This is a genomic window from Variovorax sp. BGA-UO-ETr-C22 (assembly GCF_059567965.1).
In genome coordinates, this window is record NZ_JCAQPA010000011.1 from 726,970 (window position 1) to 739,436 (window position 12,467).

The following is a 12,467-nucleotide window of genomic DNA, read 5'->3' on the forward strand; positions in this document are numbered from 1 at the left end:
CCTTCGGTCAGGGGGCGGAGGACGAGGCCGCGGACGGTGCCGGCACCTGGGCCTCGGCGGGCACCGGCGGCGGCGTGAGGCTGCTCGGTGCCGACGCCGCCGGGGCGATGACGGTGCTGGCCGGCACGGCGGTGCGTTCCACGGCGGCAGGCGGCGTCGCCGGCGAACTCACCACGATGGCCGACGGCGGCAGCACGGGTGTGGGGGGCGTGGCCGGCACGATGCGGGGCGTGTGCTGCCCGGGCGGCGTGACGGCCGGCACGGGCACGAGTTTTTGCGACGAGACCGGGCGCACCGGCAGGGCGGCGCCGCGGGGCTTGGGCGGGGCACTCTCGGCGAGCTTGCGTTTTTCTTCTTCGCTCAGCGCCTGGTACTGCTCCCACTTGAGCTTGCGCTCGTCGGCAGGCACGCGCTTGACCTCGGCGAAATTCAGGCGGGCCTGGGCGCGCTGCTGGTTGCTCAGCGCCGCCCATTCGATCATGCGGCTGTGCAGCGTGACCTGGTCGTCGGCGGGCATGTTCGCGTAGTTGCGCGACAAGGCCAGCCACTTGCGCTTCTGGCCGGCGTTCAGCGTGTTCCAGTGCGAAGCCAGCGGCTTCAGGGCGTGCTGCTGCTCATTGCTCAGTTCGTTCCACGGGGGCTTGGTCGTGGCAACGGCCTTGGGGCTTGCCGCGCCATTGGTGGCTGCGGCTTGTGTGGCGGGCTTGGCGGTTTCGGGCAGCGTCTGTGCATCGGCCAGCGTCAGGCCGAAGGCGGCGGCTGCCAGCGCACCCGCCCAAACGACGGCGCCCGCCGGGAGCGGGCGCAACGGAAGCAGGGCTTTCGCACGGGAAACGGAGCGGCGTCGCATTCGGTCGGGCAAGGTGTTCAGTCGGAGGCGCTGTCGGACTTCAGGAATTGGGCGAAGCCGGGATCGGTGTAGGCGGCGGGCGGCAGGTCGCCCGTCAACAGGGCCGAGTCGACCTCGGCGAGTTCGCTGGCGCGGTCGTCGTCCTGCAGCACGCTGATGGTGATCAGGCCGGCCACCAGGGCGATCAGGGGCACCACGGAACCGATGCGCGTCCACCAGCTGCCGCCCAGTGTGACCGTGTGGCCCGACTGGACCGCGACGGGCGCCGTGCGCAGCTGCGGCGCCTGCTTGCGCGCGGCCACGGCCTGCGAACGGGCAACACGCAGGCGCTCGCTGATGTCGTGCGGCAAGGCTTGATTGCCGTCCGACAGCCGGGCCGCCAGCCGTTGGCCGAAGCGGTCTTCTGCTGCGCTGGATTGAGAGGTTGGAACCTTAGTGTTCATAGCGATATTCCCTTGGCCTTGAGCGCCTTGCTCAGAGCGTGGACAGCTCGCGAACAATGGGTTTTGACGCTGCCCTCGGAGCAGCCCATTGCGGCGGCCGTCTCTGCGACGTCCATTTCCTCCCAGTAACGCATCAGGAAAGCCTCGCGTTGACGGCCGGGCAAAGCCGCGATCTGTTCTTCTATTTCGTGAAAGACCTGGCTGCGGCGGGTGGTGTCTTCGGCGCTCTCCGATTCCCTGGAGTCGGTTGGCGAGACAAAGTTCTCCAGCAGGTCGAAATCCTCGCCGTTGTCGGCCGGTTCGAAGTCGCTCAGGTTGGAAAAAAGGGCGCGGCGGGTCTTCTGGCGGCGGAACCAGTCGAGCGTGCAGTTCGACAGGATGCGCTGGAACAGCATCGGCAGTTCCTCGGCAGGCTTGTCGCCGTAGTGCTGGGCCAGCTTCATCATGCTGTCCTGCACGATGTCCAAGGCCGCTTCTTCGTCCCGCACGTGATAGACCGAGCGCTTGAAGGCCCGTCGTTCGACGTTTTTCAGGAAGTCGGAGAGTTCGTGTTCAGTAGCCAAATGAGAGGGGGCGGCGGGGCGCGCCGCGTGGGGAGGATGTTTGGCGAACGCTCATGTTTTTATGCCGCGGATTATGCCTTTGTGCCAAGACAGGGCACCTGAAGCGAGTCTGAACGCGCCGGTAGTGTCATAATCCGCCTTGCAAGTCAAAAGGCAAACGGGTCACGGTCCGGCGGAACATCAGTCCGCTCATGGCTTTGGCCTCAAGTCCTGGCGCGGCCCCACAAGGGCTGGCAAGGGGCACCCAAGGTTTTTCGTTCCCGAAAAAACACAAAGGTTGATCATGGAAATCTCGAAGGCGGAACTCGCTTCCGCAGCAGCCGCGTCCTCTGGCGCCGGCAACACCACGCAAGAACTCATGGGCGCTGAAGTGCTGGTCAAGGCACTGCAGGCCGAAGGCGTCCAGTACATCTGGGGCTACCCGGGCGGCGCGGTTCTCTACATCTACGACGCGTTCTACAAGCAGGACACCATCCAGCACGTGCTGGTGCGCCACGAACAGGCCGCCGTGCACGCAGCCGACGGCTATGCGCGCGCCACCGGCGAAGTCGGCGTGGCACTGGTGACCTCGGGGCCCGGCCTGACCAATGCGGTCACCGGCATCGCGACGGCGTACATGGACTCGATCCCGATGGTGATCATTTCCGGTCAGGTGCCGACGGCCGCCATCGGCCTCGACGCCTTCCAGGAATGCGACACAGTCGGCATCACGCGCCCCATCGTCAAGCACAACTTCCTCGTCAAGGATCCGAAGGATCTGGCCATGACGATGAAGAAGGCCTTCCACATCGCACGCAGCGGCCGTCCCGGCCCCGTGGTGGTGGACGTGCCGAAGGACGTTTCCTTCAAGAAGATCGCGTACAGCGGCTATCCCGACAAGGTCGAGATGCGCTCGTACAACCCGGTGCGCAAGGGCCACGGCGGGCAGATCCGCAAGGCGCTGCAACTGCTGCTGGCGGCCAAGCGCCCCTACATCTACACCGGCGGCGGCGTGCTCCTGGGCAACGCCACGAATGAACTGCGCACGCTGGTCGACATGCTGGGGTACCCCGTCACGAACACGCTGATGGGCCTGGGCGCCTATCCGGCGAGCGACCGCAAGTTCCTGGGCATGCTGGGCATGCACGGCACCATCGAAGCCAACAACGCGATGCAGAACTGCGACGTGCTGCTGGCCGTGGGGGCGCGCTTCGACGACCGCGTGATCGGCAATCCGAAGCACTTCGCGCAGAACGAACGCAAGATCATCCACGTCGACATCGACCCGTCGAGCATCTCCAAGCGCGTGAAGGTCGACATCCCGATCGTTGGTGACGTGAAGGACGTGCTTACCGAGCTGATCTCGATGATCCGCGAGAGCACGACCAAGCCCGATGCCGGCGCGCTGGCCGACTGGTGGAAGACCATCGAAGGCTGGCGCTCGCGCGACTGCCTCAAGTACGACCGCGACAACAAGGACGTGATCAAGCCGCAGTTCGTGGTCGAGACCCTCTGGAACATGACCAAGGACGCCGACACGTACATCACGTCGGACGTCGGCCAGCACCAGATGTGGGCCGCCCAGTACTACCGCTTCGACGAGCCGCGCCGCTGGATCAATTCGGGCGGCCTAGGCACCATGGGCGTGGGCATTCCCTACGCCATGGGCATCAAGCTCGCCAAGCCCGATTCGGAAGTGTTCACCATCACCGGCGAAGGCTCGGTGCAGATGTGCATCCAGGAGCTCTCCACCTGTTTGCAATACAACACGCCGATCAAGATCTGCTCGCTCAACAATCGCTACCTGGGCATGGTGCGCCAGTGGCAGGAGATCGAATACTCCGGCCGCTACAGCCACAGCTACATGGACGCGCTGCCCAACTTCGTGAAGCTCGCCGAGGCCTATGGCCACGTCGGCATGCTGATCGAGCGTCCACAAGACGTGGAGCCGGCGCTGCGCGAGGCGCGCAAGCTCAAGGACCGCACGGTATTCATGGATTTCCGTACCGACCCCACCGAGAACGTGTTCCCGATGGTCAAGGCCGGCATGGGCATCACCGAGATGCTGCTGGGTTCCGAAGATCTCTGATCCGGAACATTCGTTCGTTCAACCTTTACTGACGAATCTATTGCCCGCCAAGCCCGCGCATTACCGTGCACGGGGGAGGGCGGCGAAAGCGAAAGCTTCCGCGTAGGCGAAAAGAGGAGTCACGCCAACATGAAACACATCATTGCAGTGCTGCTGGAAAACGAGCCGGGTGCTCTTTCCCGCGTGGTGGGCCTGTTCTCGGCCCGTGGCTACAACATCGAATCGCTGACCGTGGCGCCGACCGAGGACGCAAGCCTCTCGCGCATGACCATCGTCACCAACGGCTCGGACGACGTGATCGAGCAGATCACCAAGCACCTGAACCGCCTCATCGAGGTCGTGAAGGTGGTCGACCTGACCGAAGGCGCCTACACCGAGCGCGAGCTCATGATGGTGAAGGTGCGCGCGGTGGGCAAGGAACGCGAGGAAATGATGCGCATGGCGGAAATCTTCCGCGGCCGCATCATCGACGTGACCGACAAGAGCTACACCATCGAGCTGACTGGCGATCACGGCAAGAACGACGCTTTCCTGGAAGCGATCGACCGCGGCGCCATCCTCGAGACGGTGCGCACCGGCGCCAGTGGCATCGGACGCGGCGAACGCATCCTGCGGGTCTGACACCATGATTCGGAGCTCAGTCGCTGCCCGTTCGGGCTGAGCTTGTCGAAGCCTCCGCGCGAGCGGGGACTGCATTGAGCCCTTCGACAGGCTCAGGACGAACGGCACAACAACACACTGCAACTCGCTTATCTATCTGGAGAACATCATGAAGGTTTATTACGACAAGGACGCGGACCTGAGCCTCATCAAGGGCAAGACGGTTGCCATCATCGGCTACGGCTCGCAAGGTCACGCACACGCGCAGAACCTGAACGACAGCGGCGTCAAGGTCGTGGTCGGCCTGCGCAAGGGCGGCGCTTCGTGGGACAAGGTCGGCAAGGCCGGCCTGCAGGTCGCTGAAGTCGCTGACGCCGTGAAGTCGGCCGACGTCGTCATGATCCTGCTGCCCGACGAGCAGATCGCCGCCGTCTACAAGAACGACGTGGCCCCGAACATCAAGGAAGGCGCTTCGCTCGTCTTTGCGCACGGCTTCAACGTGCACTACGGTTTCGTGCAGCCGCGCGCCGACCTCGACGTGTGGATGGTCGCTCCCAAGGCTCCGGGTCACACCGTGCGCGGCACGTACACGCAAGGTGGCGGCGTGCCGCACCTGATCGCGGTGCACCAGGACAAGAGCGGCAAGGCGCGTGACCTCGCGCTGAGCTACGCCACCGCCAACGGCGGCGGCAAGGCCGGCATCATCGAGACCAACTTCCGCGAAGAAACCGAAACCGACCTGTTCGGCGAACAAGCGGTTCTGTGCGGCGGCACGGTCGAGCTGATCAAGGCTGGTTTCGAAACGCTGGTGGAAGCCGGCTACGCGCCCGAAATGGCGTACTTCGAATGCCTGCACGAGCTGAAGCTGATCGTCGACCTGATCTACGAAGGCGGCATCGCCAACATGAACTACTCGATCTCGAACAACGCCGAATACGGCGAGTACGTCACGGGCCCGCGCATCGTGACCGACGAGACCAAGAAGGCCATGAAGAAGGTCCTGCAAGACATCCAGACCGGCGAATACGCCAAGAGCTTCGTGCTCGAAGCCGCTGCCGGTCAGCCGGTGCTGATCAGCCGCCGTCGCCTGAACGCCGAGCACCAGATCGAAGTCGTCGGCGAAAAGCTGCGCGCGATGATGCCCTGGATCAAGAAGAACAAGCTGGTCGACCAGACCCGCAACTGATCTTCAGAGGCAAGAGCCAACAGGGTGCTTCGGCATCCTGTTTCGGAGGGCCACCCGTCGCGGTGGCCCTTTTGTTTGAAGGGGAGTGCACGGGTCCCCTGAACTACACTGCGAAGCATGCGATTCACAGACCAAGATGCTATCGAATGGATAGCTGATCGGGCAGTTCCCACGAGGGACGGAGGCTATTTCAATGCATGACGACACTGTCCCCGACGACGCGCAGCCGCGCAAGCGTCGCAAGGGCATCTACATCCTGCCGAACCTGTTCACGCTGGCGGCGTTGTTCGGCGGCTTCTACTCGGTCGTGATGGCCATGAACGCGCGCTTCGACCTGGCCGCGCTCGGCGTGTTCGCCGCGATGGTGCTCGACAGCCTCGACGGGCGCGTGGCCCGCATGACCAACACGCAAAGCGCGTTCGGCGAGCAGATGGACTCGCTGTCCGACATGGTGTCGTTCGGCGCCGCGCCCGCGCTCATCGCCTATGAATGGTCGCTCAAGGGGCTGGGGCGCTGGGGCTGGATCGCCGCCTTCGTGTACTGCGCCTGCGCCGCGCTGCGGCTCGCACGCTTCAACGTCAACACGGGCGTGGTCGACAAGCGCTGGTTCCAGGGCCTGCCGTCGCCGGCGGCCGCGGCATTGGTGGCGGGCTTCATCTGGCTCGTGAACGAATGGGGCAAGCGCGGCGGCGAGGTGCTGTACCTCTCGTGGACGCAGATCACCTGGGTCACCTTCGCCTTCACGCTGTACGCGGGCCTCACCATGGTGACCAATGCGCCGTTCTACAGCTTCAAGGACATCCAGATGAAGAAGAGCGTGCCCTTCGTCGTGATCGTGCTGATCGCGCTGGGCATCGCGGTCATCAACATCCATCCGCCGACAGTGCTGTTCAGCCTCTTCGTGGCCTATGGTTTGAGCGGCTACGTGGTGTACGCATGGCGCAAGGCCAAGGGCCAGCCGGTGAGCGTGATCAGCACCTCGACCGAAGAGCCGGACGAGCGGGGACTGCACAACTGAAGAAGCCCCGGGCCTTCACAGGCCCGCGAAGGCTGTGCTACATTCGCAACCCTCATGACCAAGATTTCGCTGCTGGCCCTACTAGCCCTCCCTCACGGGCGGAGACGGTAGCGCACGCGCTAATCCCTCATCACGGCCCGTTCGCACCAGCAACGGGCCGTTTGTCTTTTGGGGTTGCTGGTTGAGTTCCAACCATCACAGAGAAATCGACATGCTCAAGCAACCTCAAGCCAAATACCGCGCATTCGCCCCGATCGGTCTCAAGGACCGCACCTGGCCCGATGCCGTGCTGACCAAGGCCCCGATCTGGCTGTCGACGGACCTGCGCGATGGCAACCAGGCCCTGGTCGAACCCATGGATATCGCGCGCAAGATGCGCATGTTCGAAACCCTCGTGGCCATCGGCTTCAAGGAAATCGAAGTCGGCTTTCCCTCGGCGTCGCAGGTCGAATTCGACTTCGTGCGCAAGCTCATCGAAGAAGACCGCATTCCCGACGACGTGACGATCCAGGTGCTCACGCAGGCGCGCGACCACCTCATCGAACGCACCTTCGAAGCCTTGCAAGGTGCACCGCGCGCCATCGTCCACCTCTACAACGCGGTGGCCCCGGTGATGCGCCGCGTGGTGCTCGGTATGGACGAAGACCAGATCGTCGAACTCGCGAGCAGCCACGCCCGCATGTTCAACGACTTCGCCGCAAAGCAGCCGAACACGAAGTGGACCTTCCAGTACTCGCCCGAAATGTTCTCGGGCACCGACGTGGTCTTCTCCAAGCGCGTGGTCGATGCGGTCACCGAAGTCTGGGCACCGACGCCCGAGCGCAAGTGCATCGTCAACCTGCCCACCACGGTGGAGCATTCCACGCCGAACATCTTCGCGGACATGATCGAGTGGATGCACCGCAACCTCGCGCGCCGTGACTCGATCGTGCTGTGCGTGCATCCGCACAACGACCGCGGCACCGGCACCGCAGCCGGCGAACTGGCCTTGATGGCCGGTGCCGAACGCATCGAAGGCTGCCTCTTCGGCAACGGCGAACGCACCGGCAACCTCGACCTCGTGAACGTCGCACTCAACCTCTACACGCAGGGCGTTTCGCCTGAACTCGACTTCTCGAACATCGACGAGATCCGCGCCACGGTCGAGCACTGCAACCAGATTCCCGTACATCCGCGCCATCCGTATGTAGGCGACCTCGTCTACACCTCGTTCTCGGGCTCGCACCAGGACGCGATCAAGAAGGCGTTCGCCGCGCGCAAGGACGGCGACATCTGGGACATCCCGTACCTCCCCATCGACCCGAAGGACGTGGGCCGCAGCTACGAAGCCGTGATCCGCGTGAACAGCCAGTCGGGCAAGGGCGGCATGGCCTACCTGCTCGAGAGCGAGTACGGCCTCGAGATGCCGCGCCGCCTGCAGATGGAATTCATGCAGGTCGTGCAGCGCGTGATGGACGTGGGTGGCAAGGAACTCACCGCCGCCGACCTCTGGCAGATCTTCGTGAACGAATACGGCATCGAGACCGCCAAGGCCCTGCAGCACCGCGTGATCCAGGAAGAAGGCGAGGGCGCCGAGGCCACGGTAGTGCTGCGCGGCGACCTGCCCTGGGACGGTGAAACGCGCGCCATCGAAGGCCGCGGCAACGGCCCGATCGACGCCTTCACGCAGGCACTGAGCCAGGCCACCGGCCACACGGTGCGCGTCATGGACTACCACCAGCACGCCATCGGCGCGGGCGCCGATGCCAAGTCGGTGGCCTACCTCGAGCTGCGCGTGGACGAGTCGCAGACCCTGTTCGGCGTCGGCATCGATGCGAACGTGATCTCGGCCTCGCTGAAGGCGATCGTGTCGGGCGTGCAGCGGGCCAGGGGCCGGGGCGCGCGCAGCGCACAATCGGTGGCTGAAGTCGCCTGATGCATCGGCACCAGCCGCACGCGCAAGGTGGGAACGAACCAAGGAGATCCACGATGACCGACCAACTCATTATTTTCGACACCACCTTGCGCGACGGCGAGCAGTCGCCCGGCGCCTCGATGACGCGCGACGAAAAATTGCGCATCGCCAAGCTGCTGGAGCGGCTCAGGGTCGACGTCATCGAAGCCGGCTTTCCGGCCAGTTCGAACGGCGACTTCGAGGCCGTGAAGGCCATCGCCAACGCGATCAAGGACTCGACGGTGTGCGGCCTCTCGCGCGCCAACGACCGCGACATCGCACGCGCGGCCGAGGCCCTGAAGGGCGCGGCACGCGGGCGCATCCACACCTTCATCGCGACCTCGCCGCTGCACATGGAAAAGAAGCTGCGCATGTCGCCCGACGAGGTGCATGAGCAGGCCAAGCTGGCCGTGCGCTTCGCGCGCAACCAGATCGCCGACGTCGAGTTCAGCCCCGAAGACGGCTACCGCAGCGACCCCGACTTCCTGTGCCGCGTGCTCGAAACCGTGATCAACGAGGGCGCCACCACCATCAACGTGCCCGACACCGTCGGCTACGCCATCCCCGAGCTGTACGGCAACTTCATCAAGATGCTGCGCGAGCGCATTCCCAACAGCGACAAGGCGATCTGGTCGGTGCATTGTCACAACGACCTGGGCATGGCCGTGGCGAACTCGCTGGCCGGCGTGAAGATCGGCGGCGCGCGCCAGGTCGAGTGCACGATCAACGGCCTGGGCGAGCGCGCGGGCAACTGCTCGCTCGAAGAAGTGGTCATGGCCGTGAAGACGCGCAGGGACTACTTCGGGCTCGACCTGAACATCGACACCCAGCACATCGTGGCCGCCAGCCGCATGGTCAGCCAGACCACCGGCTTCGTGGTGCAGCCCAACAAGGCCGTGGTGGGCGCCAACGCGTTCGCGCACGCCTCGGGCATCCACCAGGACGGCGTGCTCAAGGCGCGCGACACCTACGAGATCATGCGCGCCGAAGACGTGGGCTGGACTGCCAACAAGATCGTGCTGGGCAAGCTCAGCGGCCGCAATGCTTTCAAGCAGCGCCTGCAGGACCTGGGCGTGACGATGGAAAGCGAAACCGAGGTCAACGCCGCGTTCGCGCGTTTCAAGGAGCTGGCCGACCGCAAGTCCGAAATTTTCGACGAGGACATCCTCGCGCTGGTCAGCGCGGAAGAGCTGTCGCACGTTGGTGAACAGTTTGCTTTCGTCTCTCTCTCCCAGCACAGCGAAACCGGCGAACGGCCTCAAGCCAAGATCGTGTTCACGGTCCAGGGCAAGGAAGTCACCAGCGAATCCGACGGCAACGGGCCTGTCGATGCGTCGCTCAAGGCCATCGAGGCCCACGTCAAGAGCGGCGCCGAGATGGTTCTTTACTCTGTAAACGCCATCAGCGGCTCGACGGAAAGCCAGGGAGAAGTTACAGTCCGGTTACAAAACGCAGGGCGGGTGGTCAACGGTGTGGGTGCAGACCCCGACATCGTGGTCGCTTCGGCAAAGGCTTATTTGAGTGCGCTCAACAAGTTACAGAGCCAAGCTGAGAGAGTGGCGGCACAAGGTTAGGTTTTCAGGCGTTCCTTGGTATTCGAATGAAGAAGAGGATGCAAGTAACTGATATTGCGTGTCTTTTTTGATTTCGATACACTGCGGTCCTCGTTTGTTGCCGCTGGAGATTTATTGATGCCTGAAACCCGTCTACGTCGAGTTTCCATCCAGCGGTTCCTACCCGCCTTCAAGTTCCTCGCCGTGGCGCTGTGCGCCTCGGCGTTTTTGCTGCCTGGCGCCCAGGCGGCGAAGAAGGAAAAACCCGCTGCCGCCAAGTCCGCCGTCGCCAAGAAGGCGAAGGCCCCCGCCGAGGCCAAGCAACGCAATGCGTCCGCTTCCAAGGTGGCACGGGGCGGTCGCGCCGAGCAGGCCGACAAGGTCGTGCGCGGCGGCCGCAATGTCGTGGCCACCATCCACAAGAAGAACGGCAAGACCGTCGTTGCCGTGCAGCGCCGTTCGGTGGTGCGCGTCGAGACGCCGGCTCGCCAGTCCTTCGGCCAGATGGCCGGCCTGCACAGCACCGACGACGCGCTCGACCTGAAGTCGAGTGTCGCCCTGGTGATCGACCAGGACACCCACGAAGTGCTGTTCAGCAAGAACGACCACGCCGTGCTGCCGATCGCTTCGCTCACCAAGCTCATGACCGGCCTGCTGATCAGCGAGGCCCATCTGCCGAACGACGAGCTCATCACCATCACGCAGGACGACGTCGACACCGAAAAGGGCAGCCGTTCGCGCCTGACCGTCGGCACCACGCTGTCGCGCGGCGAGCTGCTGCACCTGGCGCTGATGTCCAGCGAGAACCGCGCGGCGCACGCGCTGGGCCGCACCTACCCGGGCGGCCTCACGACCTTCGTGAGCATCATGAACGCCAAGGCCCGCATGCTCGGCATGAAGGACACGCGCTACGTGGAGCCCACCGGCCTGTCGAGCCGCAACCAGTCGAGCGCGCAAGACCTGGCGCTGCTGGTCAATGCCGCCTATTCCGACGCCACCGTGCGTTCGCTGTCCACGTCGCCGGAATACCAGGTCGAGGTCGGCAACCGCGTGCTGCAGTTCAACACCACCAACCGCCTCGTGAAGAGCCCTGAGTGGGACATTGGCCTCCAGAAGACCGGCTACATCTCCGAAGCTGGCCAGTGCCTCGTGATGCAGGCCAAGGTGGCCGGGCGCAAGCTGATCATGGTGTTCCTGGATTCGGCCGGCAAGTTCAGCCGCATCGCCGACGCCGAGCGGGTTCGCCGCTGGGTCGAGGCCACGCACGCCGTGTCGGGACCGCGCGGCTTCCAGGTCGCCGGCTGAGATTGGTTGAGCGGGGGGCCTTCAGCGGCCTGCCTGCAGCCCTCGTGGAGGGCCAACCGGCTGACTCGCCGGGATGGAGAGGAAAAGAGTCGAAAGCAAACGGGCGCTCAGGCGCCCGTTGTCACGTTCGCACCCGACGCAGGCGTTGCGGCCACGCCGTCCTTGAAGCCCAGCGCGCCCGAGATCTCGTTGGCGGTCGCCTGCAGCTTGGGCAGCCAGCCTTCGTCGAGGCGATCCGCCGGGGCCGAGATCGACAGGCCCGCCACCAGCTTGCCCTGGTCGTCGTAGATGCCGGCGGCCATGCATCGCACGCCCAGTTCCAGTTCTTCGTTGTCGCGCGCGATGCCGTACTGGCGCGCCTTCGACAGCTCGCGCTCGAGCGCGGGCAGCTGGGTGATGCTGTTGCGGGTATGGCCGGCCAGGCCGGTGCGCGTGGCGTAGCTGCGCACGCGCTGCGGATCGTCGGCGGCCAGGAACAGCTTGCCCGTCGAAGTCAGGTGCAGGGCGGCACGGCCGCCGATGGCGCGCACCACCTGCATGCCCGAGCGTTCGCTGTAGGCGCGTTCGATGTACACGATCTCGTCGCCCTGGCGCATGCTGAGGTTGACCGGCTGCTGTGTGAGCTTGTGCAACTCGCGCATCGGGCCCAGCGCCGCGTCGCGCACGTTCAGGCGGCCCTTGACCAGGTTGCCCAGCTCCAGCAGGCGCATGCCGAGGCGGTAGCTGCCGGCTTCGGGGCGGTCGACGAAGCGGCCGACCGCGAGGTCATTGAGGATGCGGTGCGTGGTCGACGGGTGCAGCCCCGTCTTTTCGCTGATTTCCTTCAGCGAGATCGCTTCTTCGCGCGAGGCCAGGACATCGATCAGCGAGAACATGCGCTCGATGACCTGGATGACGGGAGTGGCGGGAACGTCGGATAGGTTTTTTCTCATGGCGCAATGCGGTGAT

Annotated in this window: 11 protein-coding genes; 7 read left to right on the forward strand and 4 right to left on the reverse strand. The window is 64.5% G+C overall.

The window, feature by feature from the left end; all coding sequences use genetic code 11:
• Positions 1-7 precede the first annotated feature (7 nt).
• Genes AC57B8_RS23320 through AC57B8_RS23330 form a run of 3 tightly spaced genes read right to left on the reverse strand, consistent with a single transcriptional unit; the run spans position 8 to position 1,856 of the window.
• On the reverse strand, positions 8-808 hold the full coding sequence (locus AC57B8_RS23320; protein ID WP_496480892.1) for a DUF3106 domain-containing protein: 801 nt from the start codon (positions 806-808) through the stop codon (positions 8-10).
• A gap of 59 nt (positions 809-867) precedes the next feature.
• Positions 868-1,293 carry a DUF3619 family protein gene (locus tag AC57B8_RS23325; protein ID WP_062478060.1) on the reverse strand — a complete coding sequence of 142 codons (426 nt, stop codon included), beginning with the start codon at positions 1,291-1,293 and terminating at the stop codon, positions 868-870.
• Positions 1,290-1,856, reverse strand: coding sequence for an RNA polymerase sigma factor (locus AC57B8_RS23330; RefSeq protein ID WP_062478063.1), 567 nt, complete (start codon positions 1,854-1,856; stop codon positions 1,290-1,292). Before AC57B8_RS23330 ends, AC57B8_RS23325 begins: the two co-directional genes overlap by 4 nt.
• Before the next feature lie 283 nt (positions 1,857-2,139).
• On the opposite strand from AC57B8_RS23330, the gene AC57B8_RS23335 reads away from it, so the two are divergent.
• The 7 genes from AC57B8_RS23335 (at position 2,140) to AC57B8_RS23365 (ending at position 11,519) form a co-directional block, all read left to right on the forward strand.
• Positions 2,140-3,924, forward strand: coding sequence for an acetolactate synthase 3 catalytic subunit (locus AC57B8_RS23335; protein WP_307588577.1), 1,785 nt, complete (start codon positions 2,140-2,142; stop codon positions 3,922-3,924).
• A gap of 129 nt (positions 3,925-4,053) precedes the next feature.
• Positions 4,054-4,545: an acetolactate synthase small subunit gene (gene ilvN / locus AC57B8_RS23340; RefSeq protein ID WP_062478068.1), complete on the forward strand. Its 492-nt coding sequence runs from the start codon at positions 4,054-4,056 to the stop codon at positions 4,543-4,545.
• Positions 4,546-4,693: 148 nt separating this feature from the next.
• Positions 4,694-5,710, forward strand: coding sequence for a ketol-acid reductoisomerase (ilvC, locus tag AC57B8_RS23345; RefSeq protein WP_062478069.1), 1,017 nt, complete (start codon positions 4,694-4,696; stop codon positions 5,708-5,710).
• 193 nt (positions 5,711-5,903) lie between these two features.
• A complete protein-coding gene (pssA, locus tag AC57B8_RS23350; protein ID WP_062478071.1) occupies positions 5,904-6,728 on the forward strand; it encodes a CDP-diacylglycerol--serine O-phosphatidyltransferase in 825 nt (274 codons plus the stop codon).
• A gap of 211 nt (positions 6,729-6,939) precedes the next feature.
• Positions 6,940-8,643: a 2-isopropylmalate synthase gene (gene leuA, locus AC57B8_RS23355; RefSeq protein ID WP_139704127.1), complete on the forward strand. Its 1,704-nt coding sequence runs from the start codon at positions 6,940-6,942 to the stop codon at positions 8,641-8,643.
• 53 nt (positions 8,644-8,696) lie between these two features.
• Positions 8,697-10,235 (forward strand): 2-isopropylmalate synthase, encoded by a 1,539-nt coding sequence (locus AC57B8_RS23360; RefSeq protein WP_070060915.1) that lies wholly within the window; start codon positions 8,697-8,699, stop codon positions 10,233-10,235.
• A gap of 117 nt (positions 10,236-10,352) precedes the next feature.
• Positions 10,353-11,519, forward strand: coding sequence for a serine hydrolase (locus AC57B8_RS23365; RefSeq protein WP_095950197.1), 1,167 nt, complete (start codon positions 10,353-10,355; stop codon positions 11,517-11,519).
• Between the two features lie 107 nt (positions 11,520-11,626).
• On the opposite strand, the gene AC57B8_RS23370 is transcribed toward AC57B8_RS23365, so the two are convergent.
• Entirely contained in the window at positions 11,627-12,451 is an 825-nt protein-coding gene (locus AC57B8_RS23370) for an IclR family transcriptional regulator (RefSeq protein ID WP_062478081.1), read from the reverse strand.
• Positions 12,452-12,467 lie beyond the last annotated feature (16 nt).